Source organism: Hallella mizrahii (assembly GCF_009695775.1).
GTDB lineage: Bacteria > Bacteroidota > Bacteroidia > Bacteroidales > Bacteroidaceae > Prevotella > Prevotella mizrahii.
Genome location: NZ_VUNG01000002.1, coordinates 1 through 18,409 on the forward strand (window position 1 = coordinate 1; position 18,409 = coordinate 18,409).

Genomic DNA, 18,409 nt, shown 5'->3' on the forward strand with positions numbered 1-18,409 from the left:
ACGTTCGTCGATCATCATAGTTGGGACGCATATAACGAAAGCTCCGACTTGGAACTCCACACTCGTATGTTTGAGCAGCGCTTCGGTTGCCTTCCGGCGACCATCCTCGCTGACATGATATATATGAGCAGGAATAACAGGGAATACTTGAAAGTCAATGAGATAAAGACTTACAGCAAGCCTCTCGGCAGGCCTCCTAAAGAGCCAAGGCCATCCGAATATTACGACAATATGGCCAAGGCCATTGGGGACAGAAACGAAGTCGAATGCTCCTTCGGCACCGGCAAGAGAATCTACAGAGCCGACAACATACGAGCCAAGCTTCCCAATACAGCAGAATGCTGGACGGGAATGTGCTATTTCGTCAAGAACGTGATGAAGTTCCTTAGGGAACTTTGTCTTTGTCTCTTTGAGAAATTCGATTTCTGGCTTCATTTTCTTCTGTGTGGGTATAAGCGGGGCTTTGAATTTTTTAGACCCGTGTGGAGCGAAATATTAATTCAGTGAACACTAATTATTATTCGCTCAAAGCAAAACATATCGTTGGGCAGGACGAAACTCCCAACTCCTAATTCCTAACTCCTAACTCCCACATACGCAACAACGCAACACGCAACAACGCAACATAAGGTCGTTTCTGACCATCAACGGCAAATGTGGCCGAAAACGAGACTATAGAGTAAAAATATATTGTAATACTATATATTATATTATTATTTAATATATTAAATATTAGTATTTTATGTTATTTGTTTGTTTATCTTTTAATTTTACAAATTCTCTTATTCCGACATGCGATAGCTATAAATGTTGCGTTGTTGCGTTGTTGCGTTTGGGGGAGGAAAAGAAAAGGGCGGAGAGTTGGAGAGTTCAGAAAAGGTTGTATATTTGCAGGCTGAAAGAATGAATGCTGATGAAACATTTTTGTGCCACACCGTAACACCGTAACACCGTAACACCGTAACAAAAGGCCGATTCCGACATGCGGCTTGGGAAATGGCTGAAAATGAGACTATAGAGTAAAAATATATTATATTATTACATATTATTATATTAATTATATTATTAATAATCAACATTTTATATAGTTCTTAACTTTTTCCGTTTCTTTTTACATTATCTTACTTTCCGACATCGGATAGCTATAAACGTTACGGTGTTACGGCGTTACGGTGTTACGTTGAGTGGCAGAAAGCCCCTACCCTTCTTTTCCCACCCTAAAGAGAAGATACAGAGAGGAAGAAGAAGATATGTTGTGCACAAATACCTACGAAATGTGCAGGTTGCAGGCTGTTTTTATGTATTTCGTTTGGTCAAGAAGTAAAAAATTAGTAATTTTGCCCCCGTTGTTTCGGAAACATTACAAATTTAGTTATAAATATGAAATTGAACATTGTAGTACTTGCCAAGCAAGTGCCAGACACAAGAAACGTGGGCAAGGATGCCATGACCGCAGAAGGAACGGTCAACCGCGCCGCCCTGCCCGCCATCTTCAATCCTGAAGACTTGAACGCCCTGGAGCAGGCTCTCCGCATCAAGGATCTTGACCCGGAGAACGTCAAGGTGGGCATCGTCACTATGGGTCCTCCACGTGCCGGAGAGATCATCCGCCAGGGACTCTACCGCGGCGCCGACTGCGGGTGGCTGCTCACTGACCGCAAGAGTGCGGGTGCCGATACTCTCGCCACCTCTTATTTCCTGTCCAAGGCCATTGAGAAGATCGACAAGGAAGTCGGACACGTCGACATCGTGCTCGGCGGTCGGCAGGCCATCGACGGCGACACAGCCCAGGTGGGTCCCCAGGTGGCCCAGAAGCTCGGCCTCAACCAGGTGACCTACGCCGAGGAAGTGCTCAAGATCGAGGACGGCAAGGCTACAATCCGCCGCCATATCGACGGTGGCGTTGAGACTGTGGTGGCTCCGCTGCCCGTGGTGATCACCGTCAACGGCTCCGCCGCCCCCGCACGCCCCTGCAACGCCAAGCGCGTGATGAAATACAAATACGCTACCTGCCCCATGGAGCGCAAGGGCGACGAGCCCTGGAGCGACCTCTACGAGACACGCCCCTACCTGACACTCGGACAGTGGAGCATCGCCGACTGCGGTGCCGACTACGAGCAGTGCGGACTCGCCGGCTCACCCACCAAGGTAAGTGCCGTGAAGAGCATCGTTTTCCAGGCTAAGGAGAGCCAGACCCTCACCAGCTCCGACGCAGACATCGAGGGACTCGTGAAAGAATTGTTGGACAAAAACATTATTGGCTAATCAGAATATGAACAACGTATTTGTATATTGCGAAGTAGAGGGCACCACCGTACAGGAGGTCTCTCAGGAACTTCTTACCAAAGGTCGTAAATTGGCCAATCAGTTAGGTGTCGACCTTGAGGCCGTCGTGGCCGGCACCGGCATCAAGGGCAAGGTCGAAGACCAGCTGCTGCCTTATGGCGTGGACAAGCTCTATGTGTTCGATGGTGAGGGACTCTTCCCCTACACCTCGGCTCCCCATACCGACATCGTGGTGAAGCTCTTCCAGGAGCAGAAGCCACAGATCGCCCTCATGGGTGCTACCGTCATCGGCCGTGACCTCGGTCCCCGTGTGTCGGCAGCCCTGACCTCCGGACTGACTGCCGACTGCACCCAGCTGGAGATCGGTGACTACGACGACAAGAAGAGCGGCAAGCACTACACCGGTATGCTCCACGCCATCCGCCCCGCTTTCGGCGGAAACATCGTGGCCACCATTGTCAACCCCGACCATCGTCCACAGATGGCTACCGTGCGCTCCGGCGTGATGCAGAAGGCGCTCTATGAGGGCAAAGCCAAGGGCGAGGTGGTCTATCCCGATCCCAAGGACTACGTCTCTCCCACCTCATACGCCGTGCAGGTCATCGACCGCCACGTAGAGGCTGCCAAGAATAATCTCAAGAGCGCTCCGATCGTCGTGGCCGGCGGCTACGGCATGGGCTCAAAGGAAGGCTTCGACATGCTCTTTGAACTCGCTAAGGAACTCCACGGAGAGGTAGGTGCCAGTCGCGCCGCCGTCGATGCCGGATGGGTAGACCACGACCGGCAGATCGGTCAGACCGGTGTCACCGTACATCCAAAGGTTTACATCGCCTGCGGCATCTCCGGTCAGATCCAGCACATCGCCGGCATGCAGGACGCCGGCATCATCATCTCGGTCAACAGCGATCCCGATGCCCCCATCAACGCCATCGCTGACTATGTCATCACCGGCACGGTGGAAGAGGTGGTTCCCAAACTCATTAAGTATTACAAGCAGAACACCAAGTAATCATGGTAGACGTAAAGAAATTAGAATATTACCTCAACAATCCTCTCATGAAGAGAATCGTTGAGCTGAAAGAAAGAAACTTCGCCGACAAAGACCAGTTCGAGGACGCTCCCGTCAACTACGACGACGCCATCGAGAACTATAAGCGCATCCTGGCCATCACCGACGACGTGGCAAAGACCATCATCGAGCCCAACTCGGAAAGCGTGGACCAGGAAGGACCACACCTCGAAAACAACCGCATGGTCTATGCCAGCAAGACTTACGAAAACCTTGACGCTACCCGCAAGGCTGGCCTGTGGGGCATCTCCATGCCGCGCCGCTTCGGTGGTCTGAACCTGCCCATCACGGTCTTCTCCATGCTCTCTGAGATGGTGTCTGCCGCAGACTCCGGCTTCCAAAACGTGTGGAGCCTGCAGAGCTGCATCGACACGCTCTATGAGTTTGGTACTCCTGAGCAGCAGGCTAAGTACATCCCACGTATCTGCCAAGGCGAGACCATGTCCATGGACCTCACCGAGCCCGACGCCGGTTCTGACCTGCAGCGTGTCATGCTCAAGGCTACACAAGATGCCGACGGCACATGGCGCCTCAACGGTGTGAAGCGCTTCATCACTAACGGCGACTCCGACATCCACTTGGTGCTGGCCCGCTCCGAAGAAGGCACACGCGACGGACGCGGCCTGTCGATGTTTATCTACGACAAACGCGACGGCGGCGTGGACGTGCGCCACATCGAGAATAAGCTCGGCATCCACGGTTCTCCTACCTGCGAGCTCGTCTACAAGAATGCCAAGGCTGAGCTCTGCGGCGACCGCAAGCTGGGTCTGATCAAATATGTGATGAGCCTGATGAACGGTGCCCGACTGGGTATTGCCGCACAGAGCGTCGGACTCGAGCAGGAAGCCTACGACCAGGCACTGGCATACGCCAAGGAGCGCGCACAGTTCGGCAAGAAGATCATCACCTTCCCCGCCGTCTACGACATGCTCTCGCGCATGAAAGCCAAAATCGACGCTTCACGCGCCGTGCTCTATCAGACAGCACGCTACGTCGACATCTACAAGACCCTTGAGGATATCTCGCGCGAGCGTAAGCTCACTCCCGAAGAGCGCAAGGAGATGAAGAAATACAGCCGCCTGGCCGATGCCTTCACACCGCTGGGCAAGGGTATGACATCGGAATATGCCAACCAAAACGCCTACGACTGCGTCAGCGTCCACGGTGGTTCCGGATTCATCATGGAGTACAAGGCTCAGCGCCTGCTGCGTGACGCCCGCATCTTCTCCATCTATGAGGGTACTACTCAGCTGCAGGTGGTCGCCGCCGTGCGCTACATCACCAACGGCACCTATCTCGGCATCATGCGCGAGATGCTCGCCGAGGATGTCTGCAACTGCATGAAACCGCTCCGTGACCGTGTGGCCAAGCTCGTGGACCTCTACGAAGAGGCTGTCGAGAAGGTCAAGGCCGACGAGAACCAGGATGAGCACGACTTCCTCGCACGCCGCATGTACAACATGACCGGCGACATCATCCTCTCGCTGCTGCTCCTGCGCGACGCCACCAACGTGCCCGAGGAGTTTGCCAAGAGTGCCAACGTCTACGTACGCATGGCCGAAGAGGAGTGCGTGGGCAGCCATGCCTACATCATGAACTTCAAAGCTGATGACCTGAGCAACTTCGTGGCTGAGTAATCAGCATGAACCAAGCAGTTTTGTGGTTGAGTCTTTTTCGTATGGCTTGAGCAACTATAAGGTTGAGCCATTGGCCCGACCACAAATCTATATAATCATGTCCGCCGCATGGCCGCTGCATCCAGTGCACAGCCATGCGGCGGTTTTGTTTTTGTGGATTCACAGATAACTTTGCCCGCCTTTACCCAAACATGATACTACTTTTATCTGATAAAACATCGAAAAGTCGCTCTCTTTCAAATATTATGTGTAACTTTGCGGCATATTTATGAGCTTATGAAATCACTACGAGAGATATACCGCATCGGCAAAGGACCCTCTTCGAGCCACACCATGGGTCCGCAGAAAGCAGCACAACTCTATCTGAAACAGCACCCTGAGGCAGAGGCCTTCCGAGTGACGCTCTTCGGCTCGCTCGCCGCCACAGGCAAAGGCCACATGACCGACGTAGCCATCAAGGAGGTGCTCGAAGCGCAGGGCGTGGTGGAGATCATCTGGAAGCCCGACGTCTTCCTCCCCTTTCATCCCAATGCCATGAAATTTGAAGTGCTCGACACTCAGGAGCCGCAAAAGTCATCTGACGACGGCCGTGCCTCATCGCCTTGGATCGTCTATTCCATCGGCGGCGGAGCACTGTCAGAGGGCGACCACCCCACCGGCATCCTTCCCGACTCACCGAATATCTATCCACTCACCCATCTGGTCGACATCCAGCACTGGTGCGACGACACGGGACGCGCCTACTGGGAATATGTCAAAGAGTGGGAAGACGACAGCATCTGGGACTATCTCCATGAAGTATGGGAGGCCATGAAAGCAGCCGTGGAGCGCGGCATCAAACACGACGGACGACTGCCCGGACCACTGAACCTGCAACGCAAGGCTCCTACCTATTATGTCAAGGCACAGGGCTATAAGCAGAGCTTGCAGACGCGGGCGCTGGTCTACGCCTACGCACTGGCCGCCAGCGAGGAAAACGCCAGCGGCGGCACCATTGTCACAGCTCCCACCTGCGGCGCCTGCGGCGTCATCCCCGGCGTGCTCTACCATCTGTGGCAAGGCCACGACTTTTCCGAGAACCGCATCCTCCACGCCCTCGCCACAGCCGGACTGGTGGGAAACATCGTCAAGGAAAATGCAAGCATCTCCGGTGCCGACGTGGGCTGCCAGGGCGAGGTCGGCGTAGCCTGCGCCATGGCCTCGGCAGCTGCCTGCCAGCTCTTTGGCGGCAGTCCCGCACAAATAGAGTATGCCGCCGAAATGGGATTGGAACATCACCTGGGCATGACCTGCGATCCCGTTTGCGGACTGGTGCAGATCCCCTGCATCGAGCGCAACGCCTTCGCCGCCACACGCGCCCTCGACGCCAACCTCTACGCCTCGTTCAGCGACGGCAAGCACCGCGTCAGCTTCGACAAGGTGGTGGAAGCCATGCGGCAAACCGGACACGACCTGCCCTCCCTCTACAAAGAGACCTCGGAAGGAGGACTGGCTAAACTCAGTATCAACAACAATTCCGACAAAGCCCTATGAGAAAGACCGTTTACTTGATCATCCCCCTCTTCGCACTGCCGCTGATGACCGTCTCCTGCCGCATGGCTCCCAAGGAAGAACTCGGCGACACCGTGGCTGCTAAGGTCTTCGAGCCCATCGACACCGCCGCGCTACACCGCAAACAAGCCGCAGAAATGAAAAACATAAAAGACAGTGCCGACATCTTCTATGTCGGACCTGCCACAGATCGGGGAAAACTGCAGCTCATCAGCTATCCCAGCCGACGAGACACCATCTCGATAGGACGCACACGACACATCAAGAGATCCGGGACAACAGATCAGGGACACGTTGTACGTATCGCGCTGTGGACAAAGGGAAAAGATACGCTCGTGTCGAAAATTGAAGAATATTACCCCACAGTGAAAAACAAAAATAGCAACAAAAAATAACAACAAAAAAAACTAAGCGGACCACGCCCTGACGACCACCGCAAATGCTCAGATTTCGAAAAATCAGGCCTCAAAAACAAAAAAATTGACCTTTTTCTTTTGAGTCTCACAATTATTGCTTATATTTGTAGACTAAAAAAGTAAATGGATGACGTGGCTTGTATTTTTCTTTGAGCTTCTGACCGTATGCCTGTTCTCAGCGGGAGGCCTCCTGCTCGTTCACTTCTTGGAACACAGAAGTGAAAGGGGCAGGCTGAAACCCGACCATGCGCAGGAGCAAAACAAGAAACGCCTCGACAAAGCACTCAAAGCACTCAACACACAAGCCGTGTGGGAGAAAGACCACGACGACATCGTTGCCCACTTCGACTACCAGAGCGGACACTTCCGAGTGAGATTGGAAAAAAACTCGTTCTACACCCGCCTCTTCTACTTCTACTTCTTTGACGCGCCGATCAGCTATCTCGAAACCGTGCGCAGCCTGTGCAATCAATGCAACCTCAACGCTGAAAGTTGCCGCATCGTCTATACCATCAACGAAAAAACGGGGAAAACAGACCTGCATATCGTCGATACGCTCACCCTACACGATGACGACGCCACCTACAACCTGCGCAAAGAACTTAGCAGCATGTTCTATTGGCAGGCACTATTTATACAGCATTTCAGTGAACTCAAACCCTCCGCCAAACATACCAACAACCACGACGTGGAAAAGCAGGCCACAGAATGGCATCATGAGCTCTTTCTCATACGAGAGCAGGAGATGATGCACCAAAGCGAAGGACCTAACTGGCACGAGCATAAAAACGACCTCTTCAGCCTCAGACACCTGCTCTCCACACTGCTCGGACTCTACGACCTGAAACCCCTCAGACTGGAAATCTGCCGCGGCGACAACGTAGAGCACCACGACAATGCCGACGAGATCCTCGACTACCCCATCCAGCAGACTATCATCAAAGAGGATAAAGTCGTATGCCACACCGCTATGATGCGCCTCAACTTCATCAACCCCACAGAACCCGACATACCCCAGCAGATGATCATCGACGTGGAGGATGAAGGAATGTCGGCCGACACCATCTACTATCGCGCCACACTATGCCGCATCCCCAACGCATTGAGACCCGAGCTCACCATGAGCAGCAACGATCACACAAAAAACGTGACAAGCCTTCTCTTGGGCTATGATCTCCATGAGAAAAGCAATGTACAGGAAAAATTCAACTATATCTGGAAAGAGGCAATGGCCAAACAGCAGAAAGGCAGCACCGACAAACTCAGCAACGACGAGAAACTGCTCCTTTCCCTGCAAACCCCACAACTCCGACAGCTCTACTTCGAAAGCAAAGACCTCATCAATGAGAAACGATACTACGAAGCCATCCGGAAAATACAGCCCGTCTACAATGCCATGGCAGAAGATTATGTAAATATGGCCAATGAGCAAATTGAAAACTTCTACGAAGTCTGCTATACCCTCGGATGTTGCTATACGTGTCTGGGACGATACAAAGAGGCGATGTACTATCTGCAGCCACTGCTCAAAACACGCCGCATCACCTACACCGAGATGTATGTCAACTGCTTGGTCAACGCTCATGACTACCGTGCTCTGGGCTATATCGACGAGCTGCTGCAGGCACTTGTCTCTCCTTTGAACTATCAGGACGAAGATGACGAGCAAGAGCAAGAGGAAAGTCAAGTGGAACTGCAACCCGAAAAAAGCTTCATCAACTTCCTCAATCGACGGAAAGCTTACATTCTTGTGGAGATGAAAGACTATGCCAACGCCGAAAGACTCCTCAAAAAGATGCTCGACGAACCCGACAGCAGCGACTTCGCTCTGCAAGAACTCGCATACATTCAGAAAAACAAAAGTAAATAAACAAAACATACAACAACACACAGCAAGAACTGTCCTGCTGACTCACAACTTCATCAAGAGAAAAATGTACTACATACAGAAAAGCTTCGAAATTTCAGCCAGCCATCACCTCAAACTCAACTACAGCAGTAAATGCACACAGGTGCATGGTCACAACTGGCACGTCACCGTCTACTGCAAAGCAAGAAAACTCAACGAAAACGGCATGGTGGCTGACTTTGGACACATCAAACAACTCATCCACGGACGGCTCGACCACCAGGACATCAACCAAGTGCTGCCCTTTAATCCCACAGCCGAGAACATCGCACGGTGGATCGTCGACGAAGTTCCCAACTGCTATAAAGCTGTCGTACAGGAAAGCGACAACAACATCGCATGGTATGAAAAAGACGATGACGAAAGCAAATAAAATATAAGAAGAAAAAAAATAACGATTATCATCACATGAAGGAGTATCGAATCAACGAGATCTTCTACAGCCTGCAAGGCGAAGGACGCAACACGGGACAGGCAGCTGTCTTCATCCGGTTCAGTGGATGCAATCTCCACTGCACGTTCTGCGACACCGACTTCACCGAATATACCCTCATGACCCTCGACGACATCATGCGCCAATTAGAAGACTTCCCCACACCACAGTCCACGGGAGTGGCGATCTGGTGTATCCTCACAGGAGGAGAACCCTCACTGCAAGCCGACGACCAACTTGTCGAACTCCTCCACCAGCGAGGATATCGGGTAGCAATGGAGAGCAATGGTACACACCGCCCACCCAACGGACTGGATTGGCTCACGGTATCACCCAAAATTCAGCCCACGGTAAACCAATGCGATGAACTGAAGGTAATCTTCGACGGGAAACAGTTGCCCAACGACTTCGGCATCAAGGCACATTATTATTATCTGCAGCCCTGCGATACCGGCAACAGCAAACTCAACCAGCGTATCATGCATCAGTGCATTGAATATATCAAGCAGCACCCTAAATGGCAGCTCTCTCTGCAAACACATAAAATGGTGGGAATCGCCTAATTGCATCCCCAAACTGACTCTATTCAATATACTACACTACCGCATTCGACATAATCATTCAACATTCAACATTCGGATATGCTTATTCTTCACTGGTTAGGAGTAGGTGTTTACACCTTGATCGTGTTGATCGTCATGCTCAAGGTGTTGATGGACAACCGGCAGCCGTCCAAGACCATGGCATGGCTGTTGGTGCTTTGGTTCATCCCTCTGCTGGGCATCATCCTCTATTTCTTCTTCGGACAAAACACACGCAAAGAAAAGATGATCAGCCAGCGGTCGCTCGACCAGTTAACCAAAAGAGCCATGCTCGAGTTTGCCGAGCAACGAGGACTGCGCATCCCCGAAAACTATCGCCCACTGATGGCACTCTTTAAAAACCAGAGCATGGCTCTGCCTTTTAAAGACAATGAGGTGGAGATCTATACCAGCGGTTATGAGTTCTTCCCTTCCCTGCTCCACGAGATCAGCAAGGCCCGCGACCACATACATATCGACATTTTTATCTTTGCCGACGATGCACTGGGCAACCTCATCGCTGATGCTCTCATCGACAAAGCTAAGGAAGGCGTGGAAGTGAGGGTCATCTACGACGACGTGGCATGCTGGAAGGTGAAAGGACGCTTTTATGAGCGCATGCGCGATGCCGGCATCGACGTCCATGCTTTCATGCCCGTGAAGTTCCCCGCTTTCACCTCTAAAGTCAACTACCGCAACCACCGGAAACTGGTGATCATCGATGGTAAGGTAGGATTCATCGGTGGCATGAACTTCGCCACACGCTATGTCAAAGGCACCGGCAAACTCGCTTGGCGAGACACACACCTCAAGGTGACCGGCGGTGCCGTCTATGCCATTCAGCGCGCTTTCCTCGTCGACTGGTATTTTGTCGACAGAACGCTGGTCACGGACCGTAAATACTATCCCGAACTCGACATGCGTATCTCCAACGATTGCCTCGCACAAGTGGTCACCAGCAGTCCCATCTCTCCCTGGCCCGACATCATGCAGGGCTACGTGCGCGTGCTGCTTGAAGCCAAGCACTACGTCTATATGGAGAGCCCTTACTTCCTCCCCACAGAGCCCATTCTCTTTGCCATGCGCACCGCGGCACTCGCCGGCGTCGACGTCAGACTGATGATCCCCTTGAAAAGCGACTCACGCATCGTCGACCGATCATCCATCTCCTATGTCATGGAGACGCTGGAAGCCGGTGTGAAAGTCTATCTCTACAAAGCCGGATTCAACCACTCCAAACTCATGGTCTGCGACGACAACCTCTGCACATGCGGCAGCACCAACGTGGACTTCCGAAGCTTTGAGCATGACTTCGAGTCGAACATCTTCTTCTATGACCGCGGGATGGCACTGCGCATGAAAGAGGTCTTCCTCAACGACCAGGCCAACAGCCTACTGATCGATGAGGTACGGGAAGTGGAGCATCAGAGCTTTCTCAGCCGTCTCTGGGAAAGCATTCTCCGTGTCGTCAGTCCACTGATGTAGCCCACCCAATTAGTTCTGACTGCTGTGGTGATTATCCGATTGTGATTACATACTCGCTCATGAAACTTGATCCCGGCAACAACTGGTTGACGAGATATTTGTCGCGTAATTCTCCATCAAAACCGTCGACATCGGTCACGCCATACCACGGCTCAATACAGATAAAGGGCGCATCTTTACCGCTCGGACTCCAAATGCCAAGTGCCGGAGCCTTGGTCTGAACCGTCACCACAGCTTTTCCCTTAGCATCCAACAACTCAATCCGTCGGATCTGACTATGATCAAACACCAGAGCGTCATTGTCGAAGCTGTGCGTGTCAAAGCTCCACACACCCTTGTCGGTTCTCACCTCTTCATGACGAGACCGATCCAGACAGCCCTGCTCTGCCAGGAAGCGACGAATCGGCTCCGAATTGTCGAAGCGCAGACGGCCGTGAAGAGGCTCTCCCTGCTTCATGTCAGGAACTCTGAAGGCCGGATGTCCTCCTACCTGAAACCAAATGGTCTTGTCGTCGGGATTCTCCACATGCCACACCACATGCAACTCATTGTCCTTCAGCCGGTAGCTCACAGCAAGATTGAAATGAAAAGGATACTTCTTCAGCGTCTCTGCCGAGTCGTGCAGGGCAAAGACCACTTGCTCGTCACCTTTGGCAATCAAATGGAAATCCATGTCACGCGCAAAGCCATGGCGAGATAAAGGATAGTCCTTGCCGCACACATGATAGACACCATTCCACAAGCTGCCCACAATGGGGAAGAGTATCGGCGAATGACGACCCCAGTATTTGGGATCGGCCTGCCACAGATATTCCTTACCTTGCGCATCCTTCACGCTGACCAGTTCTGCGCCGTGATCAGCAATTTCCACAGTGAGTTGTGAATTCTTAATCTGCTCCATTATTCTCAATGATTGGTTTACTTTATAGCAAAGTTATGAAAAAGTACGTTGACGAACAAGAGAAAATGATAATATCTCATAAAAAATGAGTAACTTTGCACTCGATATTACATTTTTGTTTAGTCAATAGGTTACCAATCATTTATTAAGACAGTATTCATGGAAGGGAACACTACAGAAAACAGTACGTCGACAAAGGAGTTAACCCGCAAGCTCGACTTGCTGTTGCGTACCGGTGAGATTTTGATGGACAGCAGTGCCGACACCAGCCGTGTCAAGCGCAACATGGAGCGCACGGCGGCTTTTCTCGGATTGCCAAAGGAGAACCTGCATGTCGAGATGGACTACTACATGCTGCAGGTGAACCTCAGCGACGAGACACACTCTTACTCCAAGATGCGCCGATGCGACAAGCATGCCATCAACTTCTATGCCATCCAAGAGATCAGCAAACTCTCGTGGCGCGCGATCAAAGAGGACTACTCGCTCGACAAATATAGTGAGGAACTGGAAAAAATTGCACACGGTCCACACTACTACAGTGAATGGATGATCGCTATCTGCGCTGGTTTTGCCTGCGGCGGCTTCTGTGTGCAGTTCGGATGTGACTGGACCGCTTTCTTCTACGCTTCCATTGCTGCCATCCTCGGCAACCGACTGCGTATGTGGCTCAACAAAAAAGGCTCCAACAGCTATTTCAACATCGGCGTAGCCGCCTTCGTCTCCACGCTCATCGCCTGGCTCACCACATTCCTCTCAACACCGGCCTTTGCCGCGCATCTGCCTGAGTGGCTCGCCACGGTGCTACACTCCGATACACCCTACCATCCCTTTATGGCCTGTGCACTGTATATCGTGCCGGGAGTGCCACTGATCAACTTTGTCAACGACATGCTCGACAACCATATCGAGAACGGCCTTATCCGAGCCACCAACACCATGCTCATGGTCATGGCGATGAGCTTCGGTATTGCGTTGGCTATTAAAGTCTGCGGTCAGGACAACTTTGTCAAGGATCTGAGTATGATTCCGCACAACAGCTTCCTCTCCTACGCTATCGCCGCCGCTATATCCGGTATGGGCTTCGCTACCATCTACAACACCCCTAAACGTCTCATGCCCTGGATAGCCTGCGGAGCTATCATCGCTGTCTGCTCGCGCAACTTCGTCAACCTCGGTCCTGCCAACAACAACATAGGTTTGGGACAAGGTCTGATGATTGGTTCGCTTGTGGGCTCTGCACTCATCTCGATCATCAACATCAAGATGGTACACAAGCTCCACACGCCTCACCAGATCATCACTATCCCTGCTGTCATTCCTATGATCCCCGGTGTGCTGATGTATCGCGGACTCTACGGGCTCATTGATATGCAGGGTATCGTGGGTGAGGTGACCTTTGCCACACACAACGCCATCAACGGGTCGCTCGTCATCATCGTCATCGCCATGGGCGTGGCCTTTCCCAACATCTTCGCCCGCAAGTGGATTGCACCCAACCGCAAGCGCAAGCTCCATCAACTCATCGAGGAGCGCAAGGCAAAGGGCAAGTTCGTCGATCTCTGCGAATGCGAGACGAAATAACCATCAACACCATCATGCTGAAAATAGAAGATATTCGTGATAAGCGCATCGCCGTGCTGCTCTCCGGGGGAGTAGACAGTTCTGTCGTCGTCTACGAACTCGCCCGGATGGGCCTGCACCCCGATTGCTTCTACATCAAAATCGGACCCGAGGAAAAGGAAGAGTGGGACTGCAACTCCGAGGAGGACTTGGAGATGGCTACTGCCGTGGCCACCCGCTTTCACTGCCGTCTGCAAGTAGTGGACTGTCATAAGGAATACTGGAGCCAGGTGACACGCTACACAATGGAAAAGGTTAAGGCTGGTTTCACCCCTAACCCCGACGTGATGTGCAACCGACTCATCAAGTTCGGTGCCTTCGACGAGAAGATGGGACACGACTATGACCTCATCGCCACAGGCCACTATGCGCAAACCGAGTGGATCGACGGACGGAAATGGCTCACCACCAGTCCCGACCCCGTAAAAGATCAGACCGACTTCCTGGCACAGATCTACAACTGGCAACTGCAAAAAGCTATTTTCCCCATCGGGCACTTCGTTAAGGACGAGGTGCGCAAAATTGCTGAGCGGGAGCATCTCATCAATGCCAAGCGCAAGGACTCGCAGGGCATCTGCTTCTTAGGAAATATCGACTACAACGAATATGTCAGACGATACCTCGGTGAGCAGCCCGGAGACATCATAGAATGGGAAACCGGTAAGCGCATCGGAGAGCACCGAGGTCTCTGGTTCCACACCATCGGACAGCGCAAAGGACTCGGACTCGGCGGAGGGCCGTGGTTTGTCGTCAAGAAAGACGTGGAAAAAAATATTCTCTATGTCAGCCACGGTTATGACCCACAGACAGCCTATAAACAGGACTTTACGATCCACGATTTCCATTTCCTCACTACCGAAGTGGACCAACCACGCGTGACATTCAAAATCCGTCACACACCGGAATATCTCACCGGATCTGTAGAGCACGCCGGAGAAGGCCGTTACATCATTCATGCCGACAAAAAAATCCATGGCGTGGCTCCCGGACAATTCTGTGTGGTCTACGACGAACAACATCACCGGTGCTTCGGATCGGGAGAGATTGAAATGGAATAATGATAAAAGAATAGAGATAAAAAGAGAATAGAGATAAAAAGCAATGGCTTAGAATTGCTACTGCCACCATAAATACTTACATCGATGAAAAGGCAACGATCCTTAAATCTGCTTTTTTGCTTGTTACTTAGTATTTCCTCCATGTATGCTGAAACGATTGCCGGACGATGGTCGATAGAAAAAGCCAACAAGTGGTATGCCCAATACCCTTGGATGGCAGGTTGCGATTATATCCCCGCCAACGCCGATAATCAGATTGAAATGTGGAGCAAGGCCACCTATGACCATGCCACCATTGACAAGGAATTGGGATGGGCTGAACAGTTGGGCTTCAAGACCCTGCGCGTGTTTCTAAGTAGTCTGGTCTATGCCCACGATACGAATGGTCTGAAAACGCGGATGGATGACTTTCTCTCCATTTGTGCCTCTCATGACATCAAGCCAATGTTTGTCTTCTTTGACGACTGTTGGAATGCGATCTCTGCCTATGGTCCACAGCCTCAGCCTCTCACAGGCGTTCACAACAGCCAGTGGGTACAGGATCCCTCATGCGATCTACGGTTAGACACAGCAATACTCTATCCACAGCTGAAACGCTATGTTCAGGATATTCTCACTACATTTGGTAAGGATCGCCGTATACTGATGTGGGATCTCTACAACGAGCCGGGCAACAGCAGTCATGGCACTACGTCGCTACCCCTGCTGCGCAATGTGTTCATCTGGGCCCGCCACTGCCACCCCCAGCAACCGCTGACAGCCGGCATTTGGCGTGATACTAATGATTTCAAGCCGCTCAACGACTTTCAGTTGAGTAACTCCGACATCATCTCGTATCATGATTACCACGATTCCATCCGCCATGAGCAGGAGATCAAGAAACTTCAAGCCCTTGGTCGTCCTTTGGCTTGCACCGAATATATGGCACGCACCCGGGGCAGTTTCTTCCGCACCATCATGCCACTGCTCAAACGTCACCGTGTGATAGCTATCAACTGGGGACTGGTCACCGGCAAAACTAACACACGCTATGCCTGGGATGACCCACACCCCGACGGCAGCGAACCTAATGTTTGGTTCCACGATATTCTGCGTCCCGATGGCTCGCCTTATATCCCCCAAGAAGTGGAATTCATAAAGAAACTGACACACTAAATGGGGAGAGGAAAAATAACTATATCTTTTATATCATATTTATAATATTTGTTTAACCTCCTGAAGGTCTGGAATCTTCTTCAGCCGCCCCATGACCACCTTCACCTCTTCACGATCATGGACCCGAATCTCGATAGTACCTTTGAAGATGCCCTCGTCAGCGGTAAAGGCAACCTTATGGATATTGACATTCATCTTGTTGGAGATCACCTCCGAAACATCGCGCAGCATACCCTTGCGGTCGATGCCGTTGACCTCGATGGTAGCATCGAAGAAGAGCTGCTTGTGCATGTCCCACTTGGCATCGAGGATGCGGGGTCCGAAACTCGTTTTGAGTTTACTAGCCACAGGACATGAACGCTTGTGGATCTCGATACGGTTCTTGCCATCGATGAACCCTAAGATATCATCACCAGGTATCGGGTGACAACAGTCGGGGAAGATATACATGCCGATGGTCTCTTCGGTGATGATGCAAGGCTTCTTCTTGTTAAAGTCCTTACCAACAACCAACAGTTGTGGCGTATCATCCTCCTTTTTCTTCTTTCCTTTGTTTAGGAAAGGCACGAACTTGCGCCATCCGGCAGAACCATTCTCTTTTTTCTTTCCGTGGAGCACGTCAAGGTCTTTGTCACCGAGGATGATGGTTCGTTCACCCAAAGCCTCAAAAAAGTCTTCGTGCTTAGCGATGTCATGAAAGTCTGAGAGTTTGTCTACAACAGCTGTAGAAAGTTCCATATCATTTTTTGCGAGCCAGTCATTAAGCGTCTTCTCACCCTTTTTCTGTATCTCTCTGCTTTCTCGCCTAAGCACAGCCTGAATCTTGCTTTTCGCCTTTGCCGTGGACACGAAATTGATCCATGAAGGTTGCACATGCTGGGAGTTGGAAGTAAGAATCTCTACCTGGTCACCACTTTGGAGCTTATGACTCAGCGGCACAAGCTTATGGTTGACCTTAGCACCTATACAATGGCTGCCCAAGAAAGTATGGATTTGAAAAGCAAAGTCAAGCACCGTACACCCTGCAGGCAACGTCTTTACTTCTCCCTTAGGAGTAAAGACAAAGATCTCGGAAGAAAACAGGTTGAGCTTCACCGAGTCGAGGAAATCCATGGCATCGGGCTGTGGATCGTCAAGGATTTCCTTGATGGTGCTCAACCAGTTGTTGAGTTCATCATCATCATGAGAATATTCTCCCTCCTTGTATTTCCAATGAGCGGCAAAGCCCTGCTCTGCAATCTCATCCATACGCTGGGAACGTATCTGCACCTCTATCCACTGTCCCTGACGCGACATCATCGTAGCGTGGAGAGCCTGATAGCCGTTGGCCTTGGGATGGTTGACCCAGTCGCGAAGACGGTCGGGATGACTCTTATAGATCTGATTGAGGGCAACATAGATGCGGAAGCATTCGTTGATTTCGTCCTTAGGATCAGATGGTTTGAAGATGATGCGCACGGCAAGGATGTCGTAGATCTCGTCGAAGGTGACATGCTTGTTCTGCATCTTCGACCAAATAGAATAAGGACTCTTGACCCTGGCCTTGATAGTATATTCAATGCCCATGTCGTCGAGAGCTTTACGGATGGGTGCCGTGAAGTCGTCAAAGACCCTGTTGCGCTGTTCCTCTGTGAATGACAGCTTATTGACAATGGAGGCATATTCCTCGGGATGCTCGTAGCGGAAACTCAGGTCCTCGAGTTCTGTTTTGATCTTGTTCAGTCCCAATCGATTGGCAATAGGCGCATAGATATAGAGCGTCTCACCCGCTATCTTATATTGCTTATTGGCAGGTTGGGAGGCAAGTGTACGCATGTTGTGGAGGCGGTCACAGATCTTAATGAGAATCACGCGGATGTCATCACTCATCGTGAGCAACAGTTTCTTGAAGTTCTCGGCCTGTGCCGAGGCATGATCCCCGAAGATACCACCACTGATCTTAGTGAGTCCATCTACGATCTTGGCAATCTTCTCTCCAAAGATATTCTCAATGTCCTCAGTGGTATAGTCTGTATCTTCCACGACATCATGGAGCAAAGCTGCGCAGATGCTCGTAGAACCCAGTCCCATCTCCTCGCAGGCAATCTGTGCCACGGCGATAGGATGCATGATATAGGGCTCACCAGACAACCGTCGCACGCCTTTATGAGCCTGGCGGGCGAAGTTAAACGCTTTGGTGATGATGTCCACCTTTTTCCGATGGGGCGAAGCGAGATAAGTGTCCAACAGATGCTGAAAAGCATCATTGATCATTTTGTTGTCAGCGGCTTCGCGCTCCTTGTTTTTCTGCTCTAATTCGTCCATA

At 51.4% G+C, this 18,409-nt stretch carries 15 protein-coding genes; 13 read left to right on the plus strand and 2 right to left on the minus strand.

The features are described from left to right. Positions 1 to 123: 123 nt before the first annotated feature. The 10 genes from FYJ73_RS00945 (at position 124) to cls (ending at position 11,367) form a co-directional block, all read left to right on the plus strand. The gene (locus tag FYJ73_RS00945) at positions 124 to 507 is read left to right on the plus strand and encodes a transposase (RefSeq protein ID WP_235899185.1); all 384 of its coding nucleotides are present in this window, start codon (positions 124 to 126) and stop codon (positions 505 to 507) included. An 873-nt stretch (positions 508 to 1,380) separates the two neighbouring features. Continuing rightward, positions 1,381 to 2,265, plus strand: a complete 885-nt coding sequence (locus tag FYJ73_RS00950; protein WP_154532721.1) for an electron transfer flavoprotein subunit beta/FixA family protein — start codon at positions 1,381 to 1,383, stop codon at positions 2,263 to 2,265. Positions 2,266 to 2,272: 7 nt separating this feature from the next. Continuing rightward, on the plus strand, positions 2,273 to 3,295 hold the full coding sequence (locus tag FYJ73_RS00955; protein WP_154532723.1) for an electron transfer flavoprotein subunit alpha/FixB family protein: 1,023 nt from the start codon (positions 2,273 to 2,275) through the stop codon (positions 3,293 to 3,295). Positions 3,296 to 3,297: 2 nt separating this feature from the next. Next, the gene (locus FYJ73_RS00960) at positions 3,298 to 4,992 is read left to right on the plus strand and encodes an acyl-CoA dehydrogenase family protein (protein WP_154532725.1); all 1,695 of its coding nucleotides are present in this window, start codon (positions 3,298 to 3,300) and stop codon (positions 4,990 to 4,992) included. 276 nt (positions 4,993 to 5,268) lie between these two features. Next, positions 5,269 to 6,525 (plus strand): L-serine ammonia-lyase, iron-sulfur-dependent, subunit alpha, encoded by a 1,257-nt coding sequence (locus FYJ73_RS00965; RefSeq protein WP_154532727.1) that lies wholly within the window; start codon positions 5,269 to 5,271, stop codon positions 6,523 to 6,525. Beyond that, positions 6,522 to 6,938, plus strand: a complete 417-nt coding sequence (locus FYJ73_RS00970) for a hypothetical protein (RefSeq protein WP_154532729.1) — start codon at positions 6,522 to 6,524, stop codon at positions 6,936 to 6,938. The genes FYJ73_RS00965 and FYJ73_RS00970 overlap by 4 nt, the downstream gene beginning before the upstream one ends. A 148-nt stretch (positions 6,939 to 7,086) precedes the next feature. Further along, the gene (locus tag FYJ73_RS00975; RefSeq protein WP_154532731.1) at positions 7,087 to 8,829 is read left to right on the plus strand and encodes a hypothetical protein; all 1,743 of its coding nucleotides are present in this window, start codon (positions 7,087 to 7,089) and stop codon (positions 8,827 to 8,829) included. 64 nt (positions 8,830 to 8,893) lie between these two features. Next, positions 8,894 to 9,241 carry a 6-carboxytetrahydropterin synthase QueD gene (gene queD / locus FYJ73_RS00980; protein WP_154532733.1) on the plus strand — a complete coding sequence of 116 codons (348 nt, stop codon included), beginning with the start codon at positions 8,894 to 8,896 and terminating at the stop codon, positions 9,239 to 9,241. A 35-nt stretch (positions 9,242 to 9,276) separates the two neighbouring features. Next, a complete protein-coding gene (locus FYJ73_RS00985; protein ID WP_154532735.1) occupies positions 9,277 to 9,864 on the plus strand; it encodes a 7-carboxy-7-deazaguanine synthase QueE in 588 nt (195 codons plus the stop codon). Between the two features lie 78 nt (positions 9,865 to 9,942). Next, positions 9,943 to 11,367, plus strand: coding sequence for a cardiolipin synthase (gene cls, locus FYJ73_RS00990; RefSeq protein ID WP_154532737.1), 1,425 nt, complete (start codon positions 9,943 to 9,945; stop codon positions 11,365 to 11,367). A 31-nt stretch (positions 11,368 to 11,398) separates the two neighbouring features. On the opposite strand, the gene FYJ73_RS00995 is transcribed toward cls, so the two are convergent. Beyond that, positions 11,399 to 12,268: an aldose 1-epimerase family protein gene (locus FYJ73_RS00995; protein ID WP_154532739.1), complete on the minus strand. Its 870-nt coding sequence runs from the start codon at positions 12,266 to 12,268 to the stop codon at positions 11,399 to 11,401. A 159-nt stretch (positions 12,269 to 12,427) separates the two neighbouring features. Here FYJ73_RS00995 and FYJ73_RS01000 point away from each other — a divergent pair, with 159 nt between their 5' ends. From FYJ73_RS01000 to FYJ73_RS01010, 3 genes are all read left to right on the plus strand, one after another. Further along, a complete protein-coding gene (locus FYJ73_RS01000) occupies positions 12,428 to 13,852 on the plus strand; it encodes a threonine/serine exporter family protein (protein ID WP_154532741.1) in 1,425 nt (474 codons plus the stop codon). Between the two features lie 14 nt (positions 13,853 to 13,866). Beyond that, the gene (mnmA, locus tag FYJ73_RS01005) at positions 13,867 to 14,949 is read left to right on the plus strand and encodes a tRNA 2-thiouridine(34) synthase MnmA (RefSeq protein WP_419471121.1); all 1,083 of its coding nucleotides are present in this window, start codon (positions 13,867 to 13,869) and stop codon (positions 14,947 to 14,949) included. A 141-nt stretch (positions 14,950 to 15,090) separates the two neighbouring features. Beyond that, positions 15,091 to 16,104: a glycoside hydrolase 5 family protein gene (locus FYJ73_RS01010; RefSeq protein ID WP_235899168.1), complete on the plus strand. Its 1,014-nt coding sequence runs from the start codon at positions 15,091 to 15,093 to the stop codon at positions 16,102 to 16,104. Between the two features lie 39 nt (positions 16,105 to 16,143). On the opposite strand, the gene FYJ73_RS01015 is transcribed toward FYJ73_RS01010, so the two are convergent. Further along, entirely contained in the window at positions 16,144 to 18,408 is a 2,265-nt protein-coding gene (locus FYJ73_RS01015; RefSeq protein WP_154532745.1) for a RelA/SpoT family protein, read from the minus strand. Between the last annotated feature and the right edge of the window lies 1 nt (position 18,409).